Here is a 21,928-nt window from a genome sequence, read left to right as displayed (position 1 = left end):
TTTAACAAAATTTCACTTATCATGAAATGCTTATTTTTAAATCCATCCAAAAGCAGGACTTAACCTGACTTGGTTGGGTTATTTTGTCAGCATCTCTTGTCCGAAGTGCTTCACGACGATCTCATCGTAAGTGCCGTCAGCCTTGATGTCAGCCAGTGCTTTGTTGAACTTGCCAGCAAGCTCAGCATCGCCTTTATTAACTGCAATGGCAAACTTGTCGTTGATGTCGATGTCGTCGCCTTTGATTTCAAAGTTCTTACCCAGATCGCTTTTTAGCCATGTCAGGGCGGGCAGCTTATCAGAGATCATGACATCCACGCGACCATTGCCCAGATCCATGAAGGCACCGTCTAGACTGCCGTGCAGCTGTGATGTGACGCTTGGGTGGGCTTGTGATAGCCATTGACTTGAGATGGTTGAGTCTTGAGCGGCAATCTTAGCAGCTTCGATCTCGCTGGCGTTGGCAGGGTTAAATGTGCTGTCTTTTTTTGCCAAGAATACTAGGGTGTTGGCAAAGTATGGTTCGGTAAAATCAACCTGCTCGATGCGCCCAGGCGTAACTGACATCGATGAGACGATGGCGTCGAATTTGCCGGCTTTTAGCGCAGGAATGATGCCATCCCAGTCTTGGGCTTCGATGGTGCATTCGGCTGCCATTTTGGCGCACAGTGCGTTTGCGATGTCTACGTCAAAACCACCAAGTGAACCGTCGGTGTTGGTGTAGTTAAATGGGGCATACGCCCCTTCGGTGGCGATGCGGATTTGATTAGAGTTGATTGGCGCGGCTTCTTTATCGCCGCCACAAGCACTTACCAGAGCAGTTAGCGCAAGTGCGCTCAATAATTTTAGTTTCATGTTCATGTCCTTATAAATTGGTATAGACAAATAGGGCGTATCTTATGACACGCCCTAAGTATTATTTTACGATGTTTTGATCAAAGTATTTGCCGACAAGCTCATCATATTTGCCAGATTCTTTTAGTTTGGCAAGTGCAGCGTTGAATTCGCCTTTTAATGCGTCATCCTTACGGAAGGCGATGGCAACGCTGTCACTAATGTCAATCGGCTCGCCTTTGACTTCAAATTCAGTACCTTGCTCGGTTTTTAGCCAATCTAGGGCAGGAACGATGTCAGACATCATGCCATCAACGCGGCCTGCGCTTAGATCAAGGTAAGCGTTGTCTTGTTTGTCGTAGGTTTTTACGACAGCATTGGGATGATTGGCAGCGACATAATCAGCTGATACGGTGGCTTGCTGAGCGGCGATGTTCTTGCCATCAAGGGCGTTTACGTTCAGATCAACGCCTTTTTTGCCAAGCAGTACCAAGGTATTGTTAAAGTACGCATCACTAAAATCAACCACTTTGGCACGCTCTTCGGTGGCAGACATGCCAGCCATCACAGCGTCAAATTTCTTGGCGTTTAGGCCTGGGATTAGACCTTCCCAGTCTTGGCTTTGGATGTCGCATTGGGCTTTCATTTCTTCGCACAGTGCATTGGCAAGATCAATCTCAAAGCCCACCAAGTTACCACTGTTATCTAGGTAGCTAAATGGCTTGAAGCTAGATTCGGTAGCGATGCGGATTTGCTTGGTGCTGTCGCTAGGCGCAGCAGATTCTGCAGGTGCTTTATCGTCGCCACAAGCACTTACCAGAGCAGTTAGCGCAAGTGCGCTCAATAATTTTAGTTTCATTGTTCTCTCCTTTGGGTGGTTGTTGCGATTATTTGAAATTCGCTACTTCAAGCTCAGCCAATTTGCCAGATTCTTTTAGCTTGGCAAGTGCAGCGTTGATGTCTTCTTTTAGGGCGTCGCCTTTACGAACAGCGATGCCTAGGTTGTCGTTGTTGTCGATCTCTTCACCAACCAGACCAAAGCCTTCTTGGCCTTGTTTTAGCCATTCTGCCGCAGAGACTTTCTCTGCCATGACTGCCGCATTACGACCAGCTTTTAGGTCAAGGTAGGCGTTCATGTAGGTGTCGTACAGCTGCACGGTGTTGCCGTCTTTGCCATCATATTTTTCGGCGATGTAGGCAGCGCCAGTGGTTGAACGCTGACCACCTAGGATGGTGTTTTTGATGTTATTTGGATCAAAGCTGCCATCGGTTTTTGATAGCCATACGATGGTGTTTGAGAAATATGGCTCAGAGAAGTCAACTTGCTCTAGACGCTCAGGCGTGATCGACATGCCTGCGATGATGGCATCGTATTTATTGGCGTTTAGGCCTGGGATTAGACCTTCCCAATCTTGAGCGACGATTTCACATTTGGCGTTGATTTCGGCGCAGACCGCATTAATCACATCTACGTCAAAACCGATGATTTTGCCATCTGGCGCAGTATCGTTGAATGGAGGATAGGCAGCTTCCGTGGCGATTTTTAGTTCGCGAGCAGCAGGTGCGTCAGCCTTGGTAGCATCTGCATTGTCTGCAGGCTTGTCTTGATTGCATGCTGTCAAAGCTAGGGCGATGGCAGCGATGCTACCGATTTTGGTGATATTCATAAACGTTCCTTAAAACAATAAATCAGCGGTGCGATGCCATGAATTCACGCACGCGTTCAGATTTCGGGTTATCAAATACTTCATCAGGAGTGCCAATCTCCTCGATGCGACCTTGGTGCAAAAAGACGATCTTGTCTGATACTTCACGCGCAAATCGCATCTCGTGCGTAACGATCAGCATGGTGCGTCCTTCGGCAGCCAGCTCGCGCATCACTGACAGCACTTCGTTCACAAGCTCAGGGTCAAGCGCCGATGTCGGTTCGTCGAATAGCAGCACCTGCGGCTTCATCGCTAAGGCGCGTGCGATGGCAACACGCTGGCGCTGACCGCCTGATAGGTTGTCGGGGTAGGCATTTTTCTTGTCAAGCAGCCCCACTTTATCAAGCAGGCGTTCGGCTTCTGCGATGGCTTCTGCCTTGGATTGCTTTAGGACTTGGGTTGGGCCTTCGATGATGTTTTGGAGGATGGTTTTATGCGGCCAAAGGTTGAAGCTTTGGAAGACGAAACCGATTTTTGAGCGTAATTTTTCGAGTTGTTTTGGGTTTTTGGCGACCAGTTCGCCTTTTTTGTCGGTGAGAATCAGCTCTTCATTGCCGATGATGATCTTGCCGCTGCTTGGATTTTCTAGTAGGTTGATGCAGCGAAGTAGGGTGGATTTGCCCGAGCCCGATGAGCCTAGGATGCTGATCACATCGCCGTCGTGCGCGGTTAAAGAGACGCCTTTTAGGACTTGCAAAGAGCCGTAATTCTTATGAATGTCTTGTAAATCTAGGGCGATGGGGCGAGTGTCGGTCATGATGGTTCTTTTTAAAATAAGGGTAATGAAGCAGTCAAAATAACGAACAAAAGTATAAGTTCGTGAAATACAAAAGATGAATTAGATATTTTCGCCAAAAGTGCGCTAAAAGGCAAATGTTTTTCACGTTTTGGGTGAATTTTTTTTGTATAAATTGGTAAATTTTAATCAAGCGTGGTTATTTTTGTCATTTTTGAATGGAAAAATTGAGGTTTGGTTGTTATGATAGGGCAACTTTTAAGCGGTTAGGAGTAAGGATGAATACCCAAGAATACATGATGATCGTCGGCAAAAAGGCCCGAGCGACGTCGCGTGCGTTGGCAGCGGCGGACACCCGTACCAAGAATGCAGCACTTAGTGCCATCAAAGAAGCGATGATCGCCAATAAAAACAGCATCTTAAGTGAGAATGCCAAAGATGTCGCGAACGGCAAACACAATGGGCTAGATGAGGCGTTGTTGGATCGTTTGGTGATTAATGAGTCGCGATTTGATGCGATGCTGGCGTCCTTGGATGATGTGATTGGCCTGCCAGATCCGATCGGTGAGATTGATGACATGGTGTATCGTCCATCGGGCATTCAGCTGGGCAAGATGCGTGTGCCGCTTGGGGTGATTGGCATGATCTATGAGAGCCGTCCGAATGTCACAGTTGAGGCAGCAAGTCTTGCCATCAAATCAGGCAATGCCATCATCCTGCGTGGTGGCTCTGAGGCATATCATTCAAATCAGGCAATTGCAGCCTGCGTGCGTGCAGGATTGGATGCAGCAGGACTGCCAAGCGAAGCGGTTCAAGTACTAGAGACCACGGATCGCGCGGCGGTGGATAGCCTGATTACGATGACAGAGTTTGTGGATGTGGTGATCCCTAGGGGTGGTAAGGGTCTGATCGAGCGCATCGCGAATGGCGCGCGTGTGCCTGTCATCAAGCACTTAGATGGCAACTGCCACACCTACGTGGATGCTGAATGCGATGTGGATTTGGCGGTCAAAGTCTGTGTCAATGCCAAGACTTCTCGCTATGCCCCGTGTAACGTCATGGAGACGCTGCTCGTCCACAAGAGTCGCACCGATGCGCTGATCAAGATTCTAACTGCAATGCACGAGGTGGATAATAATATGCAGTTCTTCGTGTGTGCTGAGACGATGAAAGCTCTAGAAGGCGCGCACTTAAATATCCAAGCTGCCACCGAGGATGACTGGTATCAAGAATATCTTGCGCCTAAGCTTGCCGTAAAAATCGTAGATGAGCTGGATGATGCCATCACGCACATCAACCACTATGGCAGCCACCACACCGACGTCATCATCACCAATGACTATGCCAATATGCAAAAATTCATCCGCGAGGTGGATTCATCAAGTGTGATGGTCAATGCATCGAGCCGTTTTGCTGATGGTTTTGAATATGGGTTGGGTGCTGAGATTGGCATCTCAACCGATAAGATTCACGCGCGCGGACCTGTAGGTCTGCATGGACTGACTTCCCAAAAATGGGTGGTGTTCGGGCATGGGGAGATTCGCTCTTAGATGGTCAATGGTCCATCCAAGAAAATAAAAAAGCGTGCATGACACGCTTTTTTTGGGTATGACGGATGGTCAGTAGCCTAGTTGGTTGAGTATTTTATATTTATCACAGCCTTTTTGCTCTCCCAAATCACAGGCTCTGCCAAACCATTTTTTGGCGGTGCTAAGGCTTTGGCGTACGCCCCAGCCATTAACATAGCGTACCCCGATATTATGGGCGGCTTGTGCATTGCCTTGGGCGTAGGCTTTTTGATACCATGCTATGGCTTCGGTGTAGCTTTGGCGTACACCTCGTCCATCGCTATACATATTGCCTAAATTAAATTGAGCACTTGCAAGCCCCTGCTCAGCCGCCTTTTTATACCAAGATACCGCCTGTGCATAATCTTGCTTCACGCCGTCTCCATTATCATACATCACACCCAAATCATGTTGAGCCTCTGCAAGCCCCTGCTCAGCCGCCTTTTTAAACCAAGATACCGCCTGTGCGTAGTCTTGCTTAACGCCGTATCCATTATAATACATCAAGCCCAAATTATATTGAGTCTTTGCATTCCCCTGTTCGGCTAAGCGTTTAAAGATGGGGAAGGCTTGGCTGTAATTTTGTGAATCATAGTAAGACACAGCAATGTCAAAATCATCAGCCATTGCAGGCGTTGCCACACTTAGGCTCAGTGCCAGTAGTAGGGCGGATAGGGCGGGTATTTTCATGAGATTCTCCAAGAAAGTCTGTGCAGACATGATAGGAGATTTCGTCTGCTTTGGCAATAAAAAAGGACGGTAAATCTCCGTCCTTTTTTATTTTTAGCGTGTTTAGACCAATAATCAATCCAAAAACGCAAAATGCTCTATATCCATCTTCGTCATGACTTCGCTAGGCGTGGTCATGGCGTTGGCATGCGCATCACTTCTTGGTAGGATTTTCTCGAAGTAGAATTCGGCGGTCTGAGTCTTCGCCAGATAGAATTCATAAGGCTGTTCGCCGCCGTTTTTCATCTTGTCGAAGGCAACTGCTGCCATGCGCGCCCAGTGATATGCCATCATCACATAGCCTGAGTACATTAGGTAGTCATCAGAAGCCGCAGAGACGATTTCGCGGTCTTTGCGTGCGGCGATGAGTAGGCGTGCGGTCAGCATGTTCCATTCAGCGCATAGCTTGGTCAGCGCCCAGACGTATTGGCGCATTTCTTTATCAAGGGCGTATTCGCTACACCACTTCATGATGCCTGCGGTGTAGTCTCGCACCACTTTGCCACCGCCGTGCAGCAGCACCTTGCGACCAAGCAGGTCTAGGGCTTGTACGCCTGTGGTGCCTTCGTATAGGGTGGCAATGCGAGCATCACGGGCGATGAGCTCCATGCCAGTTTCTTTGATGTAGCCATGCCCACCGTAGATCTGTTGTCCGTGTTTGGCGCACTCAATACCAAGCTCGGTTAAGAAGCCTTTTAGGATGGGTGTATAGAATCCTAGCTTGTCATCCCATTTTTTGATACCTTCTTCATCACCTTTAGCGACTGCATTCGCCAGATGGTCGGCGTAGCGTGCTGAGTGATAAGTCATCGAGCGACCACCCTCAGAGAAGGCTTTTTGGATCAGAAGCATGCGACGTACATCAGCATGATGAATGATCGCGTCACCTGCTTGATCAGGTTCTTTGGTGCCTGACAGGGCGCGCATCGAGCGACGTTCTTTGGCGTATGGCAATGAGTTCTGGAAAGCCAGTTCCATGTGCGACAGACCTTGAATGCCTGTGCCGATACGCGCGGTGTTCATATAGGTGAACATGGCTTTTAGACCTTTGTTGGGCTCACCAATAAGATAACCTGTCGCGCCGTCGAAGTTTAGGACACAGGTTGCGCTAGATGAGATGCCCATCTTATGCTCGATCGAGCCACAAGTCACCGCATTGCGCTCACCCATCTCGCCATCAGCGTTTACAAGGAATTTTGGCACGATGAACAGCGAGATGCCTTTAGTGCCAGCCGGCGCATCCGGCAGGCGAGCCAGGACAATGTGTACGATGTTGTCGGTTAGGTCGTGTTCACCAGCACTGATGAAAATCTTAGTGCCCGTAATGACATAACTGCCGTCGTCATTCGGCGTCGCGCGAGTTTTCATTTGGTTAAGGTCGGTACCTGCCTGAGCTTCGGTAAGACACATCGTACCTGACCATTCACCGCTGATTAGCTTGGGTAGATAAGTGTTTTTTTGGTTCTCGTCACCATATTGTAAGATGGTATTTACCGCGCCGATAGATAGACCTGGGTACATTGCCCATGGCCAGTTGGCGGTGCCCATCATCTCAGATTTGATGAGATTAAGTGACATCGGCAGGTTCATGCCACCGAATTCTTCTGGATAAGAGATGCCTTGCCAGCCGCCTTCCATGAAAGCTTGATAGGCTTCTTTAAAGCCTTTTGGTGTGGTTACTTCGCCATCTTTGAAATGACAGCCTTCTTCGTCGGCTGCTTGATAGACAGGCGCAAGCATAGTCTCAGCAAAGTCAGCAAAGCCTTGTAGAATCATATCTACCGTCTCAGCATCGGCATTCTTGCCATTGTCTAGAGTTTGGTAGTGGCCTTGATAGTCAAGCACTTCATTCATCAAAAATTTGATGTCGCGTAAGGGAGCTTTATAAGTCAGCATAATCAATCCTTGGTTGGCTAAAAAAACTGGGCATGACGTTGCCATGCCCATTCACTATACAATAGATTTATTAAAATGACTTAAAATTTCTGCCATTAATAAAATAAATTCATAATAAATAATGTTTATTATGAATTTATTTTATTATTAATGTGCTTATCCCAATCCACTTTATCCAGATCGACGCGCTTACCTGTCCACAGTTCAAAGGCAAGTTTGGCCTGTTGAATGAGCATGCCATAGCCATCACAGCAGCGCACGCCTTGATGTTCAAAGTGTGCCAAGAACTCTGATGGCTTACCATACATCATGTCGTAGGCGAAGCCTGCGCGTACACCATCGGACAGCTCCAGCATCTGCCCTGTGGTGGTGGCACTCGTGGCATTGATGATGACATCAGCATAAAAATCACCTGACTTTAGGGTGTGCAATTCATGGATGTCAATGCTGCCAAATGTTTCAAAGTCTGCCTTTAAGGCTTCGGCGCGTGCCAATGTCCGGTTAAAAATGGTCAGGCGCACTCCTTGTTCGATGAGCGGCAGAATCGCTCCGCGTGTCGCACCGCCTGCGCCGATGATGGCAACGTGCGCGCCCTGTAGAGTGACACCTTCGTCTAGTAGATCTGCCACCAATCCGCGCCCGTCCGTGTTATCTCCGAAGAGCTTGCCGTCTCGTAGGGCTAGGGTATTGACTGCTTTGGCGGTCGTGGCATATTCGCTTAGACGACCCGTCTGACTGCACAGCTCAAAGGCGATCTCTTTGAATGGCAAGGTCGCGTTCGCGCCCACGCCGCCGCCATTAAAGAATGCTTCAACCACCGCATTAAAGCTGTCTTTGTCATCAGGGCAAAGCTGACGACGATAGCTGATGTCAAGCCCGACACTGTCAGCGAATGCGTGATGAAGGTCGGGGCTTTTTGAGTGGGCGATGGGGTTGCCGATGACGATAAAATGCTGCATGAATGATCCAAAATAATAAGAGCTAATGTTGGGGTATTTTTACTGCATTATAGAAAAAATAGCAAGTTTTTTAAAACTTAGGTAAAATACAACGAACTTTACTTGGATGATTGATATGACCACCAAACCCTCCAAATCTAAGCTGCCTTTCTTGCTCATTGGAGTGCTTATCGCGTTGGCGATTGTGCTTTTTATGATTTCTCGCCCTGTTGCACCCCAAGAAAAAGTCGTCCAAGATGATGGCGAGGCACGCGTCTATGAGCCGGTGGTCTATGATGTGGAAAATTGGGCAAGCACACCCAAGCAAGGCATGAACATAGAGCAGCTAAAGGCAAGCATCGGCACGACCGCCACCCAAGAGAGCGGTTTGGATTATTATGGCAATCACGCCACCAAATATCGATTCAGCGCACGCCATGAACCACCGCTCTATGTCGTGGAGTCAGATGAGGTGCTTGAGGTTGCTTGGTATTATGCCGCACCCAAGGATAACGACGACCAAAAACGCGCAAGCTTAGATTATGCCAAGCGCATTCATTCGCTAATGGGTGCTTATGATGGCAAAAAAGGCGAAAATCTGGTCAGAACCATCCTACAAAACCCCAATAAACCATACGCAACCACCGACAAAGGCGAGAAGGTTGCAGGCGTGATCACGGCTGACTGCATGAATTATCAATGTCGCATCATCCTTCAAAAATAACTTGGCACATATCATGACGACAACTTATTATCTTCTTAGAGAGTCTGATCAGCAGGCGCTCACCAAATGCGATGGCATCATGGATGAGCGCGGCTTGGCTTATGGGGATGGGTTTTTTAGCACCATTGGCGCTCATGATGGGCGTGTGCTATTCGCTGATGGTCATCGAGAGCGACTGGTCAGATCAGCAGAGCGGCTAGAATTATCATTCGACGTAGATGGTGTGATGTCGGCTTTATATCGCCTAGCGAAAGACATCCAAGAAGGCATACTAAAAATCATTGTCACTCGCGCACCCCAAGAAGTGCGTGGCTATGGCTATCTCAATCAATGCGCGCAAGTTTTTATCAAGTCAACAGCATCACGCATTTATGATGGTGTGGAATTCGTATCGGGTGTACCTTGTCAGAAAGTAGGTAGGGCTGTTTGCCTTGATGAGAAGGTATCGTTGCGCACGTCCAGATTTATTGGACTTAAGCTCATTAGTAGCCATGAGCAAGTTTTTATTCATAGAGCTTTATTGGATCATCAAGAATCTAATTCTGGCATCGTAGAAGGGCTGATCAAGAGCGCGTCAGGCGACTGGGTCAGTGGCACGACGGGCAATGTCTGCTACTGCATTGATGGCGTGTGGTATACGCCGCCCATCACGGATGTGGGTGTGGATGGCGTGATGCGCCGAACCTTGATGTTAAAGTTTAGCATTAAAGTTCGTGGGCTGACAGACGATGATCTAAAGCGCATCAGCGGTATGTTCTTTTGTAATGCGGTGCGTGGCATCATGCCGATCGATGCACTAATTATTGATGGCGACATTCTACAACTAAGTCAGCACATCCATATCTTGTCATCAAACAGTCATTAGGCCGACTTATCATGTAAATTGCCTTAACCAAAATGCCTGATGCGCCATTTCAAAAACATGATACAATACGGTAATTTTTATTTTTATTGACACAGCCACAAGCCATGCCAAATCCAAAAAAAACCACCCAAAAAACCACCGCCAGACCCAACCAAAGGCGTAATAACACCCTAGGGAAAAGCGCCGTTTCAAAGCTGATTTGGCTTGGAATATTGGCGGCTATCTTGTTATGGTGTGTCATCGTGTACAGCACCATCTTTGCCAAGACGGATCGACAGGCGCAGACGCTGGAAGTCAAGAGAGGCGATACCTATCACAGCCTGTTGGTCAAAGATAAATGGCAAACATCCGCATTGGCATCAAGTGCGGCAACTAAGCTATACCTAAAAGTCCACGCACGCACGCCACTTCAAGAAGGCGTCTATCAGATCCCTGCCAATGCTAGCCTAAAACAGGTCATTGATATCTTATCGCAAGGCTCCGAAGTCCGCATGATTAAGGTGCAGATCATCGAGGGTAAGACAGTCAAGGACTTATACAACACCCTAAAAAATACCGATGGTGTAACCCTTGAAATCCTGACTCCACGCGCTGATGGTTATTCATGGGCGGATGTTGCCCGCGACAATGAAGCTGTATCAAAGGCGCTTGGCATCACCGCCGTGAATGGGAATTTAGAAGGACAGTTTGCACCGAATACTTATACTTTCGATCATGGAACGACCGATCGCCAAATCCTAAAAAGACTCTATGATGATCAGCAGACCGCTTTGGTGAATGCATGGGAGAGCCGCGCGCCAGACTTGCCTTATAAGAACAGTTATGAGGCGCTCATCATGGCAAGCATCATTGAAAAAGAAACCGGACTGGCAGAAGAGCGTCACAAGGTCGCAGCGGTGTTCATCAACCGCATGCGCAAGAACATGCGCTTACAGACGGATCCGACCATCATTTATGGGCTGTTTGATCGTTATGATGGCAAGATTTATCGCTCTAACATCAATGAAAAGACTGACTACAACACCTATCAGATTGACGGTCTGCCGCCTACGCCGATCGCATTGCCATCAAAGGCCGCCATTGAGGCCGCCATACATCCTGAAGATACAGACGTTATTTTCTTTGTGGCGACAGGCGACGGCGGGCATAAGTTTAGCCGCACTTTGGATGAGCATAACAAGGCAGTGGCAGAATATCGCGCGGTCATGAAATCCAAGAATCAATAAGGCAGCACCTCATGAATGCATCAGCCAAAGCTCAATCTCAGACGCCTAAGTTCATCAGTTTTGAAGGCACAGAAGGTGTGGGCAAGACGACCGCCATTGATGGGTTTTGTCGATACTTGATGTCTCAGGGCATCGAGCATGTGCGTACGCGCGAGCCAGGTGGCGCTGATGTAGCGGAAGTTGTTCGTGAGGTTTTATTAAATAAAAACAACATCTTACACGATGATACTGAGCTGTTACTCATGTTCGCTGCACGCGCCGATCATCTGCATAAGACCATCTTGCCTGCTTTAGCGGCGGGCAAATGGGTGGTGTGCGACAGATTCATCGACAGTACGGTTGCCTATCAAGGGTTTGGACGGTTTGATGGTGATGCGGCGGCACTTCATAAGATTGAACTGCTGATTGCCAATTTTGTCCCTAGGCTACCTGATGTGACGCTGTGGCTAGATTTGGATGTGGCGACAGGCATGGCTCGTGCCGCCAAGCGCAGTCAGGCTGACCGATTTGAATCGCTGGACACGAGTTTTTTTGATCGAGTGTATCAAGGGCTTTTACATCAATTCAATCACGCACCCACGCGCATTCGCCGTATCGATGCCAGTGGGGAGACTGATGAGGTGTTGGTACGCATCATTGGTGCGGTAGGCGTGTGAGAAACGTGTAAGCTTGTTAAGGCTTTGGTAAGTTTTTACTAAGAAGTCTCACTTGACGGCTCGGATGATTTTTAAGATACTAACCCACTACTTATTTTAAAATTCATGATCATGTTAAACCACACTTCGTTAAGCAAGCATCTATTCAGACCCGCTATTTTGGCGGCTGCCTTGTCTGTATCAGTCATTTTTCCCAGTCCTGCCACATCAGCGCATGCGATGGTTCAGGTGGATTTTGCCGATTTGGTGGAGCGTGTGTCCAGTGGGGTTGTGCGAATCTCAACCACCAAGCCCATCAGTGAGGAGATGCTGAACCGCAACGCCCAAACTTCACAGCTGCTGCGTGAATATTTGGGTGAGCATGCGGGTAATGCGCCAACCATTGAGCATGGATTTGGCACGGGGTTTTTTATCACTAAGGATGGTTATGTCTTAACCAACCATCACGTCGTCAAAGATTCAGACCGCATCACAGTAACTCTAAACGATCGCACCGAAATGGATGCCATACTCGTCGGTTCTGACGAAGCGTCTGACATCGCTGTTCTAAAGGTAGAAGGGACAAACTTCCCGGCGCTGACCATGTCTAGAAATGAGCTGCGTGTGGGCGAGCCTGTGCTTGCCATCGGTTCGCCTTTTGGCTTTGATTATTCGGCATCGGCAGGCATCGTATCTGCCAAATCACGAAGCATGACGCCCGAGGCGACTGTACCGTTCATTCAATCAGACGTGGCTTTGAATCAAGGTAATTCAGGTGGACCGCTATTTAATAAGCGAGGCGAGGTCGTCGGCGTGAACTCGCACATCTTTAGCGACACGGGCGGATACATGGGGCTGTCGTTCTCAATCCCGATTGATACCGCCTTGCACATCTATGAGCAGATCAAGACGACAGGCAGAGTGCGCCGAGCTGCGATGGGGCTTGTGGTACAGGATGTCGATAGAAATCTGGCTGAGGTATATGGGCTGTCACGCCCACAAGGCGCGCTATTGACCCGCGTGGCAGTTGATTCACCTGCCGATCGAGCCGGACTTCGACCCGGCGATCTGGTGCTAAATTTCAACGGCCATGCCATCACGCACGCTGCCGAGATGCTAAATCTGCTTAACCGTGCCAAGCCCAATGACAGTTTTAATCTAACCTACCAACGAGGCAATCAAAAATACGTCGCTCAAGGCACCTTCGCTGAAGCACCTAGTGATGTGTCAGCAGGTGGTCAGCATCAGAGCAATAATGGACTTCGCCTAGGCTTGCGCCTTAAAGAGCTGTCTCCTGCCGAGGCGCAAGCGCTTGCCAGCTTTGGGGTGAATGGTGGCGTGATGATCACTTCGGTTAATCCTATGGGGCTTGCGGCACGTACAGGCATTCAAGTGGGCGATGTAATCCTTGGGCTTAATAGCCACCCAACCAGAAGCGCCGATGAGATGGCGGTCGCTGTAAAAAGCCTGCCCCGCGAGGGCGTCGTGCCTGTGCAGCTGATCCGCCAAGGTACGCCCGCCATCATCGGAATGCGTATCGAATGACCAAAATAAATTTCATAAAATCCATCAAAACCCAAATTAATTATGATAAACTAAGCTAATTTAATACATATCAGTGGCTTTATTATGACAGATTATCAAGACATTAAATCTAAGCTAAAAGGCTCAATCACCGCGTTGGTCACGCCCATGAAGGACGATGGCGCAGTAGATTATGACGCATTGGGTAAGTTGATTGATTGGCAGATTGCCGAAGGTACGCACGCACTTGTGGCGGTAGGAACGACTGGCGAATCGACGACTTTGTCAATGGATGAGCACATTGATGTGATTCGTTTTTTTGTGAAGTATGTGGCAGGACGTGTGCCTGTGATCGCAGGGACGGGCGCGAACAACACCTTGGAGGCGATTGAACTTACCCAAGCTGCCAAAGAAGCAGGCGCGGACTGTGCGCTTTTGGTTGCGCCTTATTATAATAAGCCAACTCAAGAGGGTATCTATCAGCACTACAAGGCGATCAGTGAAGCGGTTGACATGCCACAGATGCTATATAATGTGCCAGGGCGTACCATTGTCGATATTAGCCAAGAGACGGTTGAACGCTTGATGAATCTGCCGAACATCGTCGCCATCAAAGACGCGACAGGCAATCTAGAGCGTGGCGCAGCATTGATAAAAGCAGTTGGCGATCACATGGTTGTGCTGTCAGGCGATGACCCAACGGCACTTGAATTCATCAAGCTTGGTGCTCGTGGTAATATTTCTGTGATCTCTAACATCGTGCCTAAGGCGATGAGCCAAGTATTTGAGCTGGCTTTGGCGGGCGATTTTGATAAGGCAAGCGAAATCCATGACACGGTTAAGCATCTTCACAATGATCTATTTTGTGAATCAAGCCCGCAACCTGCCAAATATGCTCTATATAAAATGGGTAAAATCGGCAAAGGCATTCGTCTGCCATTGGTATGGCTATCAGAGCAGAATCAGCCTGTGGTTGATGCAGCATTAACAAAAGCTCAATTGGCTTAATCGTTCGGTCAACTTGCAAGGATAATATATGAATCACATGACAAAAATTGGTGTAGCCTTGGTTGCGCTTAGTATTGCCTTGACGGGCTGTAGCACCACCAAAAACTGGCTCGGCAAGCGTAATAATGGCAGCCTAGACTACCAACAAAGCCAAAAAATCGACCCGATTAAGCTGCCTGCCAATCAAGCGACCGCTGAATTCACTCCGTTGTATCAAACGCCAAATCTTGGCGCAAGCCCAATTAACTTGACCAATGATTCTGGCAAGCAGTATGAGCTGCCAAAGCCGCCAACCGCAGCCCATTAATTTTTTATTGCGACTTTTTGAGAAATATCATGGAAAAACAAGCCCTACTTTATACTGGTAAAGCCAAGTCTGTTTATGAGACTGAGCATCAAGATTATTTGGTATTGCATTTTCGCAATGACGCATCAGCTTTCAATGGCGAGAAGATGGCGCAGCTCGATCGTAAAGGTAAAGTAAATAACCGCTTCAATGCGTTCATCATGCAAAAGTTGAGCGAAGCGGGCATTGAGACGCATTTTGAGCGTCAGCTGTCTGACGATGAAGTGCTGGTAAAACGCCTAAAAATGATTCCTGTTGAATGTGTGGTGCGTAACTATGCTGCAGGTGGTCTGATGAAGCGCCTTGGCTTGGCTGAGGGTCTGCCGCTACTTCCGCCAACTTATGAGTTGTTCTATAAAGACGACAAGCTTGGCGATCCGATGCTGTCTGAATCAACCGCTATCGCCCTAGGTTATGCCACGGCTGACGAGCTTGAGCAGATGAAAGTGCTAACCCATAAAGTAAACGAAGTTCTATCTAAGATCTTTGATGATGCAGGTTTGATGTTAGTTGACTTTAAGTTAGAATTTGGTCTGTTCCACGGCCGCATCGTTCTTGGTGATGAATTCTCTCCAGATGGCTGCCGCCTGTGGGACAAAGAAACCAAGAAAAAACTGGACAAAGACCGTTTCCGCCAAGGCTTGGGCGATGTGGTTGAAGGTTATGAAGAAGTTGCACTGCGTATCGGCGTGCCTTTGGAAGACTGACCAAATGAACAAAAACCCAAGCGATGCCTTGGGTTTTTTATTGATAAAATAACAGTATTCAAAAAGACGTTCAAGCTAACATTCGTCATTGGAGAGAGTAATGGTAAATAAGCTATATAAATTCATTGGCTATATTCCAGAATCTGATCTGGAGAAAGTCAAAACTGCTTTATTCCAAGCGGGTGCAGGACAGCTCGGTGGATATAGCCACTGCTCATGGCAGGTGCTTGGTTTGGGGCAGTTCAAGCCACTAAAGGGCGCAAACCCTGCCACCGGTGAGATCGATAAGATTGAATACGTCTCAGAATGGCGAGTAGAGGCGGTTGTACCTGCCGATAAGCTCTCTGCGGTCGTAGCATTCTATAGGCAGGCGCATCCTTATGAAGTGCCTGCCTATGAGGTGTATGAGATGGTCGACATCTAATGAATCTTAAGCTAAACAAAACCCCAAGTCATCGCTTGGGGTTTTATCTTAACTATTGGCTATTTTTGAGAGTTGTCATGCCGGATACGCCCCAGTAGCCTTTGGATAGGCGGCTGCCACGACTGGCGCGCTTACCCATGTAGGTGGCGATGTCGGCAGGTTTAAGAGTGAGTGTGCGTTTGCCCGCACTGATGGCTAGGCTGTCAGACGCTGTAAGGCTGACTAGGCTAATCAGTGTTTCGCCGTCTTTATCTTTTAGGTTGATGATTTTATTGCCTTTGCCTTTGTTCAGGCTTGGCAGATCAGACAATTCAAACACCAATAAATAACCTGCATCTGTCAAGGCAGCGACTAAAGTATCGTCACTGCCAACCTTACCAACGGGCAAAAACGCAGAATCGTTGAGATTGATGATGGCTTTACCCGCTTTTTGATTGGTCTCAAAGTTGGCATATTGACCCACGAAGCCATAACCAGAAGAGCTTGCCAGCAGTACTTTACCATCCTTATCGCCGAATAAGACCTGCTCTATTTTTGCGCCTGCGGGCGGGTTTAGCATGCTGGTAATCGGTTCGCCTTGTCCGCGAGCAGATGGTAGGTTGATGGGGTCTAAGGCATAGCTTCGACCTGTGTTGTCCAGTAGGATCAGCTTGTCGTTGGATTTGCCTTGAGCATGTGCCAGATATTCATCGCCCGATCGGTAATTGAGTGCGGCAGCATCCACGTCATGGCCTTTTGCCATGCGGATCCAGCCCGCCTTTGATAGCACGACAGTTACCGCTTCACTAGGTACCAAATCCGATGCTTTGATGGCAGCGGCTTCATCACGCACGACCACAGGCGACATGCGTTCATCGCCATGAGCTTTCATGTCAGCGGTCAGCTCATCGATCAGCAGGGCGGTTAGGCTGTCAGGATTGGCAAGGCGTTCAGCGATGGTGGCGCGTTCAGCTTCTAGCGCATCTCGTTCGGCATTTAATTCGATTTCTTCAAGTTTTGCCAATTGGCGTAACTTGATGTCAAGAATGGCATCGGCTTGAATGTCCGTCAGCCCAAATCGGCTCATCAGCTCAAGTTTGGGATCGTCTTCATTTCTGATGATGGAGATGACTTCATCGATATTTAGGTAGGCAACGAGCAAACCTGCCAAAATATGCAAGCGTTTATCAATCTTATCCAGACGATGCTGCAAACGGCGAATGACCACACCGCGGCGACTGTCTAGCCATTCTGACAAGATTTCTTTTAGGTTTTTGACCTGTGGTTTGCCATTCATGCCAATCATGTTCATGTTCACGCGATATGACGCCTCAAGGTCGGTCATGGCAAACAAATGATTCATGATTTTATCAAGGTCTAATTTGCCTTTTTTGAATTCTAGTACGATGCGACAGGCGTTCTCATGGTCGGATTCGTCGTTGATGTCGTTAAGCCAAGGCAGTTTTTTGTCAAGCATGAGCTTGGCGATCTGTTCGATGACTTTATTACCAGAGACTTGATAGGGCAGTGCATCGATGATGACGGTGTTTTTGTCATTTTTATCCAGATGATAGGTGGCGCGCATCTTGTAGCTGCCGCGGCCAGTCTCGTACATATTGATGAGTTCATCTTGAGGGGTGATGATCTCAGCCTTGGTGGGTAGGTCTGGCGCAGGCAAGGTCTTGCATAGCTCGCGTACGGACATGGCTGGGTTTTTGAGTAGCTTGATGCACGCTTTGACCGTCTCGGTGAGGTTGTGCGGTGGGATGTCGGTCGCCATACCAACCGCGATGCCTGTGGTGCCATTTAGCAGGATATTCGGCAGGCGCGCGGGCAGGGTGGCAGGTTCTTTTAATGAGCCATCGAAGTTATACACCCAGTCCACGGTGCCTTGTTCAAGCTCGGCAAGCAGTGTATTGGCATAATTGCTCATCTTGGCTTCAGTGTATCGCATCGCGGCGAAGGATTTTGGGTCATCAGGCGAGCCCCAGTTACCCTGCCCAAAGATAAGCGGATAGCGATAGCTAAAAGGCTGCGCCATCAGCACCATCGCCTCATAACAGGCAGAATCGCCATGCGGATGATATTTACCCAGTACATCACCTACGGTACGGGCGGATTTTTTGGGTTTGGCGGAGTGCTTAAGACCAAGCTCGCTCATGGCGTAGACGATGCGGCGCTGAACTGGCTTTAGACCGTCTGCGATGTGTGGCAGGGCTCGATCCATGATGACGTACATGGCATAATTAAGATATGCCGATTCGGTAAATTCAGCGATCGAGCGGGTGTCAAAAGAAGACTGTGGGTTATCTGTCATAATAAAATAGCGGTCATCAAACTTTAAATAACCGCCATTTTATCAAACTTTATCGCAATTTGCTGTAGTCAAACATGAAACTTTTAGATTTGATCAACAGATGCCATCAAGCCCGCGCCATTTATCCTGACGGTGCGCGCTTTCCCAGAACAGCCATTCTAACTTGGCGGCATAAGTATAAGCTTCGCGCATTCTATCTAGCGTATCTTGATCGGCACGCTCGGCAACTTTATCCACGACGTCGATGACTTTTTGGACGGCGGTGTGAAACTCTTCGCCAGCATAGGTATCGATCCATGCTTGGTAAGGGTTGTTCGGGGCGGACTTATCATAGATGTCTTGACCGACTTTGGCATAAATCCAAAAGCACGGCAGCAGACTTGCCAATACCACAGGGTAGCTGTCAACATAGGCGCTGGCCAGCAGATAAGAGGTGTAATGATGGCATGCTAGGGTTAGCGGTGTCTCCATGAAGTCAGCTTGGCTGATGCCAAACTCTTGCATAAAGCCATTATGCAGCGAGCGCTCCACGACAATAGCAACTTTGGCGGCTTCGGTAAATAAAATCACGTCGTCAGCATCGTATGCCTTAGCAGCGCAGATCGCCAAGGCACGCCCATAGGCCAGCAGATAATGCGCATCTTGGATGACATAATGGGTAAAGGCGTCTTTGGACAGCGTGCCTGCTGCTAGCTCTTGATTAAATGGTAGGTTTAAGGTGGCTTCGTAGAGTGTTTGATTTTCTTGCCACAGAATCTGACTAAACTTGCTCATAATCAATCCTTAATTCACTGTTAATCGGGTAACAAAAAAGCCAAGATAACTTGGCTTCGGGGTTAATTTTGGGCTTCAAAAGCGGCCTCTAGGCGCTTGGCAAGCTGCACATCGCGGTGACGTACCGCGCCGCGTTCCATCTTGCCGATGCGAACATTGACGGTCGTATAATGGTTCTGCCATTCTGGATAATGCTCAAGCTCTTGGGCATAGAATGATGCCTTAACCAAAAATGCCACCACAGACCCAAAGTCATTAAATTCGTAAGTGCGCACTAGGCTGCTGCCATCCTGCTGCCAGGCTGGTAGGCTGTCTAATTGCAGGGCGGTTTGTTTAGGAGTAAGACTGCTCATGGTTGTCCTTTTGATATCAAAATATTGGCTAGTTTAGCATATTTATTATTAAATGCTAGCGATTTTTATATGATAATTTTTCATTTCATTGTGCTGATTATATTGCCTTTTATGATAACCATCTTGGTTGGATTTTTTAATCATTGATGGATGTGAGTGCATGGATTTAATTTAATTGATGATTCAGGTGGCAAAATAACATCGCCGTCATCAGTGCGTCATTCATCGAGTCGTGCGCCGGTAATATGGGGATGTCATAAGCGCCTAACAGCTCGCTTAGATGGCGCTTGTCGATGGGGATGTCGCTGTTTTTATTGGTTTTTTGGCGGAGCTTGACGTCGAGTATCGATACATCAATGAGCGCGTTAGGCAGCTTAGTGCCGATTTTTGGTTTGATGAGTGTATTTAAGAATGCAATGTCCATGCTCACATAGAACCCAACCACAGGGCGCGAACCGATGAATGGCAGCAGCTGATCTAACATGTCGTTATAGCTTGTGCCATTCTCAAGGTCCATGGGGCGTAGTCCGTGAATGACGATACTGTCCGTATCAGGCATGATGGGTGGGCGGCATACGATAGACAGGGGGTTTGCGGTGTCGATGATGTAGCCTGTGGCGTCTTTTGTGATCTTGACCGCGCCTATGCTTAGAATGTGGTCGGTCTTGGGATCTAGCCCTGTTAATTCTAGATCAAGGCACGCCCATTCATCAAGAGGTGCCGGCTCGAACAGGTAGCTGTACTTGGTGTCGGTGAGCTTGGCTTGCTGGTTCTTATTAAAAAGATCTTTTATAAAATCAAACATCATCACCCCACAAACACATCAAGGCGATAATGACGCGTGATGAATCCTTTGAAATATTTCACCACCGCAAGACTTTCTTTGAGTAGGTCGCGCTCGAGTGCTGATAGCGTATTTGGATTGACTTTGCGCGCGGATTTATCGTCTGTGATGAGCGCGACTTCTAGGCGTTTTAATAAGAAGAAATCCAGCGCTTCGGTGATGTTCTGCGCACTCTTATCATCGATGACTTTCAGGTCGGCTAGCTGCTTTAGGCGCAAGCGTGTGCTGGTTTCGCTGATGCCGTATTCTAGAGCAAGCGTGCGTACCCCATGTGTGATGGGGAAGATGCCGGCTTTTTTGAGGTCAACGTCGCTATCAAGTCCGCCTGTGAATTTCTGCCAAAAGCCTTCTGTGGTTGCGACTTGAATTGTCGGCGCGGCGAAGCGGTTGATGAAATTGGCGGATTTCACGGTTGGGGAGGTGATGGCTTTTTGCCAATGTGATTTTAGGTCTTCTAATAGTGAGGCATCGCCGCAGACAGGATGAGCATCGACGAGCGTTGCCACATTGACCATGGCTTCACCACCTGTGGCGATCAGCCAGCTGTTAATCTGCGCCTGAAATTCACTCAAAGAGCGTCGCCACTGAGCATTATTGATCATGATTTGCCCATCGCAATAAGGATAGCCAAGTTCGTACAGTTCATCATTGAAGGCTTGGGTGTAGCTGGGTAGATTGTCATCATAAAAGCCATCTCGAATGATCAGTGCGTTGTCTTGGTCGGTGCGCATGACTTGCTCGCCGCGCCCTTCAGAGCCCATGACGATCAGACATGTGTTGCTGATGACATCAGGTGGTGCGATGAGCTGCCAGACTTTGGCAAAGACGTGCGCGTTTAGGCTCTGAACGATGCGCCCGATGAGATGGATTTTCATGCCATTTTGGGCTTGGTGACGGATGAATTTACCGATCATGTCCACACCCACTGCCACATCATCTAGGCTTTGCGCTTGGTCGATGCGCTGTGTGATGAGCTGGGATTGATTGCTAAGATAGTTGAGTAATTCGGTCTGTCCGATCACACCCACGATGTCGCCTGCGCTATTTACAATCGGTAGGCGATGCACGCGCTTATCGAGCATCGTGATCAGCGCCTCGCTAAGATCATGGCTCTCGTGGATGGTATGCAGCTGAAACTGACTGTATGCACGAACAGGCACCGTGTGAAAATCAGTCCTGTCAGTGATGGCACGGCAGACGTCCGTCTGTGTGAACATGCCCACGCCTTGGGCAGAGCGCACCAGTACATGCTTGGCATCGAGCTCAGTCATGCGCGCTGTCGCCTCATAGAGCGTGGCGTCATCATCGACGAAGTTTGGTGAGCGGATGTGATTGCCGATGCTTTTTACCGCGTGATAGAGCATCTGTTGGTTTTGATGATGAGCTTGGCGCATGTCTTGGTGGGATTTACGCGCAGACAAGTCGGCAAATAGCTGAGTTCTAAGCTCATCGTTGCCATCGCTGATGGTAGTAAGAGCCTTTCCATCGATGCGGTATAGTAGGCTTTGCTCTTGGGTTTTGACATTAAAAGGCGTACCATCCTTGTCCTTGAGATTGAACCAATCCCCTGCCTTTAAGCCTGCCATGAGCTCGCCATTTTGGTGTTGAGTGAGCTTGCCTTTAATGACAATAAAAAAATCATCACGCCAATCATTGGGTAAATCGGTATTCTCAGGCAGATAGGTGATTTTGCTGGCTTGCGACAGCGTCTTTCTCTCGGCGTCCTTGAGTACATCAAAGGGTGGCGTGAACAGATGATTAAGCGCGTGATTCATGATACATCCTTGTATTCTGG

General features: G+C 48.4%; 22 protein-coding genes. 10 read left to right on the top strand and 12 right to left on the bottom strand.

Features of this window, described 5'->3' with window-relative positions:
• Positions 1-78: 78 nt before the first annotated feature.
• From DYD54_RS10125 to DYD54_RS10110, 4 genes are all read right to left on the bottom strand, one after another.
• Positions 79-855 (bottom strand): transporter substrate-binding domain-containing protein, encoded by a 777-nt coding sequence (locus DYD54_RS10125; protein WP_063514775.1) that lies wholly within the window; start codon positions 853-855, stop codon positions 79-81.
• Positions 856-916: 61 nt separating this feature from the next.
• On the bottom strand, positions 917-1,693 hold the full coding sequence (locus DYD54_RS10120) for a transporter substrate-binding domain-containing protein (protein ID WP_063514774.1): 777 nt from the start codon (positions 1,691-1,693) through the stop codon (positions 917-919).
• 28 nt (positions 1,694-1,721) lie between these two features.
• Positions 1,722-2,501, bottom strand: coding sequence for a transporter substrate-binding domain-containing protein (locus tag DYD54_RS10115; RefSeq protein ID WP_063514773.1), 780 nt, complete (start codon positions 2,499-2,501; stop codon positions 1,722-1,724).
• Positions 2,502-2,523: 22 nt separating this feature from the next.
• Entirely contained in the window at positions 2,524-3,297 is a 774-nt protein-coding gene (locus DYD54_RS10110) for an ABC transporter ATP-binding protein (RefSeq protein ID WP_063514772.1), read from the bottom strand.
• Positions 3,298-3,554: 257 nt separating this feature from the next.
• On the opposite strand from DYD54_RS10110, the gene DYD54_RS10105 reads away from it, so the two are divergent.
• Complete coding sequence (locus tag DYD54_RS10105) at positions 3,555-4,826, top strand: glutamate-5-semialdehyde dehydrogenase (protein WP_063514771.1); 1,272 nt, start codon at positions 3,555-3,557, stop codon at positions 4,824-4,826.
• Between the two features lie 69 nt (positions 4,827-4,895).
• On the opposite strand, the gene DYD54_RS10100 is transcribed toward DYD54_RS10105, so the two are convergent.
• The 3 genes from DYD54_RS10100 to aroE form a co-directional block, all read right to left on the bottom strand.
• Entirely contained in the window at positions 4,896-5,534 is a 639-nt protein-coding gene (locus tag DYD54_RS10100) for a tetratricopeptide repeat protein (protein WP_063514770.1), read from the bottom strand.
• Between the two features lie 114 nt (positions 5,535-5,648).
• Positions 5,649-7,469 (bottom strand): acyl-CoA dehydrogenase C-terminal domain-containing protein, encoded by a 1,821-nt coding sequence (locus DYD54_RS10095; RefSeq protein ID WP_063514769.1) that lies wholly within the window; start codon positions 7,467-7,469, stop codon positions 5,649-5,651.
• Positions 7,470-7,597: 128 nt separating this feature from the next.
• Positions 7,598-8,428, bottom strand: a complete 831-nt coding sequence (gene aroE, locus DYD54_RS10090; RefSeq protein ID WP_063514768.1) for a shikimate dehydrogenase — start codon at positions 8,426-8,428, stop codon at positions 7,598-7,600.
• Between the two features lie 115 nt (positions 8,429-8,543).
• Between aroE and DYD54_RS10085 the strand changes: the two genes are divergently transcribed.
• From DYD54_RS10085 to DYD54_RS10045, 9 genes are all read left to right on the top strand, one after another.
• The gene (locus DYD54_RS10085) at positions 8,544-9,131 is read left to right on the top strand and encodes a hypothetical protein (protein ID WP_084260710.1); all 588 of its coding nucleotides are present in this window, start codon (positions 8,544-8,546) and stop codon (positions 9,129-9,131) included.
• 13 nt (positions 9,132-9,144) lie between these two features.
• A complete protein-coding gene (locus DYD54_RS10080) occupies positions 9,145-9,996 on the top strand; it encodes an aminotransferase class IV (protein ID WP_063514766.1) in 852 nt (283 codons plus the stop codon).
• Between the two features lie 104 nt (positions 9,997-10,100).
• Positions 10,101-11,222: an endolytic transglycosylase MltG gene (gene mltG / locus DYD54_RS10075; RefSeq protein WP_084260709.1), complete on the top strand. Its 1,122-nt coding sequence runs from the start codon at positions 10,101-10,103 to the stop codon at positions 11,220-11,222.
• Between the two features lie 11 nt (positions 11,223-11,233).
• On the top strand, positions 11,234-11,878 hold the full coding sequence (gene tmk / locus DYD54_RS10070; RefSeq protein ID WP_063514765.1) for a dTMP kinase: 645 nt from the start codon (positions 11,234-11,236) through the stop codon (positions 11,876-11,878).
• Between the two features lie 219 nt (positions 11,879-12,097).
• Positions 12,098-13,402, top strand: a complete 1,305-nt coding sequence (locus DYD54_RS10065) for a trypsin-like peptidase domain-containing protein (RefSeq protein WP_370446616.1) — start codon at positions 12,098-12,100, stop codon at positions 13,400-13,402.
• 84 nt (positions 13,403-13,486) lie between these two features.
• Positions 13,487-14,389 carry a 4-hydroxy-tetrahydrodipicolinate synthase gene (gene dapA, locus DYD54_RS10060; protein WP_063514763.1) on the top strand — a complete coding sequence of 301 codons (903 nt, stop codon included), beginning with the start codon at positions 13,487-13,489 and terminating at the stop codon, positions 14,387-14,389.
• A gap of 28 nt (positions 14,390-14,417) precedes the next feature.
• Positions 14,418-14,696 carry a hypothetical protein gene (locus tag DYD54_RS10055; protein ID WP_046697250.1) on the top strand — a complete coding sequence of 93 codons (279 nt, stop codon included), beginning with the start codon at positions 14,418-14,420 and terminating at the stop codon, positions 14,694-14,696.
• A 29-nt stretch (positions 14,697-14,725) separates the two neighbouring features.
• A complete protein-coding gene (gene purC, locus DYD54_RS10050; RefSeq protein ID WP_063514762.1) occupies positions 14,726-15,442 on the top strand; it encodes a phosphoribosylaminoimidazolesuccinocarboxamide synthase in 717 nt (238 codons plus the stop codon).
• A 100-nt stretch (positions 15,443-15,542) separates the two neighbouring features.
• Entirely contained in the window at positions 15,543-15,866 is a 324-nt protein-coding gene (locus DYD54_RS10045; protein WP_063514761.1) for a YqfO family protein, read from the top strand.
• Positions 15,867-15,918: 52 nt separating this feature from the next.
• Here the strand turns inward: DYD54_RS10045 and parC are convergent, their stop codons facing one another.
• The 5 genes from parC to DYD54_RS10020 form a co-directional block, all read right to left on the bottom strand.
• The gene (parC, locus tag DYD54_RS10040; RefSeq protein ID WP_063514760.1) at positions 15,919-18,162 is read right to left on the bottom strand and encodes a DNA topoisomerase IV subunit A; all 2,244 of its coding nucleotides are present in this window, start codon (positions 18,160-18,162) and stop codon (positions 15,919-15,921) included.
• A gap of 93 nt (positions 18,163-18,255) precedes the next feature.
• The gene (tenA, locus tag DYD54_RS10035; RefSeq protein WP_063514759.1) at positions 18,256-18,936 is read right to left on the bottom strand and encodes a thiaminase II; all 681 of its coding nucleotides are present in this window, start codon (positions 18,934-18,936) and stop codon (positions 18,256-18,258) included.
• 62 nt (positions 18,937-18,998) lie between these two features.
• Positions 18,999-19,289 carry a 4a-hydroxytetrahydrobiopterin dehydratase gene (locus DYD54_RS10030; RefSeq protein WP_063514758.1) on the bottom strand — a complete coding sequence of 97 codons (291 nt, stop codon included), beginning with the start codon at positions 19,287-19,289 and terminating at the stop codon, positions 18,999-19,001.
• A gap of 166 nt (positions 19,290-19,455) precedes the next feature.
• Entirely contained in the window at positions 19,456-20,094 is a 639-nt protein-coding gene (locus tag DYD54_RS10025; RefSeq protein WP_084260753.1) for a 3'-5' exonuclease, read from the bottom strand.
• A gap of 2 nt (positions 20,095-20,096) precedes the next feature.
• Complete coding sequence (locus DYD54_RS10020; protein ID WP_063514756.1) at positions 20,097-21,908, bottom strand: DUF294 nucleotidyltransferase-like domain-containing protein; 1,812 nt, start codon at positions 21,906-21,908, stop codon at positions 20,097-20,099.
• Positions 21,909-21,928: the final 20 nt, after the last annotated feature.

Origin of the sequence: Moraxella ovis (assembly GCF_900453105.1) — a bacterium.
GTDB lineage: Bacteria > Pseudomonadota > Gammaproteobacteria > Pseudomonadales > Moraxellaceae > Moraxella > Moraxella ovis.
Note: the sequence above shows the minus strand (reverse complement) of the source record. Positions and strands in the feature narration are given on the sequence as shown.

Excerpts from the sequence above, each read along its gene's own strand:
- DYD54_RS10125 (WP_063514775.1), bottom strand. The coding sequence starts at position 855 with ATGAAACTAAAATTATTGAGCGCACTTGCGCTAACTGCTCTGGTAAGT.
- DYD54_RS10120 (WP_063514774.1), bottom strand. The coding sequence starts at position 1,693 with ATGAAACTAAAATTATTGAGCGCACTTGCGCTAACTGCTCTGGTAAGT.
- DYD54_RS10115 (WP_063514773.1), bottom strand. The coding sequence starts at position 2,501 with ATGAATATCACCAAAATCGGTAGCATCGCTGCCATCGCCCTAGCTTTG.
- DYD54_RS10110 (WP_063514772.1), bottom strand. The coding sequence starts at position 3,297 with ATGACCGACACTCGCCCCATCGCCCTAGATTTACAAGACATTCATAAG.
- DYD54_RS10105 (WP_063514771.1), top strand. The coding sequence starts at position 3,555 with ATGAATACCCAAGAATACATGATGATCGTCGGCAAAAAGGCCCGAGCG.
- DYD54_RS10100 (WP_063514770.1), bottom strand. The coding sequence starts at position 5,534 with ATGAAAATACCCGCCCTATCCGCCCTACTACTGGCACTGAGCCTAAGT.
- DYD54_RS10095 (WP_063514769.1), bottom strand. The coding sequence starts at position 7,469 with ATGCTGACTTATAAAGCTCCCTTACGCGACATCAAATTTTTGATGAAT.
- aroE (WP_063514768.1), bottom strand. The coding sequence starts at position 8,428 with ATGCAGCATTTTATCGTCATCGGCAACCCCATCGCCCACTCAAAAAGC.
- DYD54_RS10085 (WP_084260710.1), top strand. The coding sequence starts at position 8,544 with ATGACCACCAAACCCTCCAAATCTAAGCTGCCTTTCTTGCTCATTGGA.
- DYD54_RS10080 (WP_063514766.1), top strand. The coding sequence starts at position 9,145 with ATGACGACAACTTATTATCTTCTTAGAGAGTCTGATCAGCAGGCGCTC.
- mltG (WP_084260709.1), top strand. The coding sequence starts at position 10,101 with ATGCCAAATCCAAAAAAAACCACCCAAAAAACCACCGCCAGACCCAAC.
- tmk (WP_063514765.1), top strand. The coding sequence starts at position 11,234 with ATGAATGCATCAGCCAAAGCTCAATCTCAGACGCCTAAGTTCATCAGT.
- DYD54_RS10065 (WP_370446616.1), top strand. The coding sequence starts at position 12,098 with ATGGTTCAGGTGGATTTTGCCGATTTGGTGGAGCGTGTGTCCAGTGGG.
- dapA (WP_063514763.1), top strand. The coding sequence starts at position 13,487 with ATGACAGATTATCAAGACATTAAATCTAAGCTAAAAGGCTCAATCACC.
- DYD54_RS10055 (WP_046697250.1), top strand. The coding sequence starts at position 14,418 with ATGAATCACATGACAAAAATTGGTGTAGCCTTGGTTGCGCTTAGTATT.
- purC (WP_063514762.1), top strand. The coding sequence starts at position 14,726 with ATGGAAAAACAAGCCCTACTTTATACTGGTAAAGCCAAGTCTGTTTAT.
- DYD54_RS10045 (WP_063514761.1), top strand. The coding sequence starts at position 15,543 with ATGGTAAATAAGCTATATAAATTCATTGGCTATATTCCAGAATCTGAT.
- parC (WP_063514760.1), bottom strand. The coding sequence starts at position 18,162 with ATGACAGATAACCCACAGTCTTCTTTTGACACCCGCTCGATCGCTGAA.
- tenA (WP_063514759.1), bottom strand. The coding sequence starts at position 18,936 with ATGAGCAAGTTTAGTCAGATTCTGTGGCAAGAAAATCAAACACTCTAC.
- DYD54_RS10030 (WP_063514758.1), bottom strand. The coding sequence starts at position 19,289 with ATGAGCAGTCTTACTCCTAAACAAACCGCCCTGCAATTAGACAGCCTA.
- DYD54_RS10025 (WP_084260753.1), bottom strand. The coding sequence starts at position 20,094 with ATGTTTGATTTTATAAAAGATCTTTTTAATAAGAACCAGCAAGCCAAG.
- DYD54_RS10020 (WP_063514756.1), bottom strand. The coding sequence starts at position 21,908 with ATGAATCACGCGCTTAATCATCTGTTCACGCCACCCTTTGATGTACTC.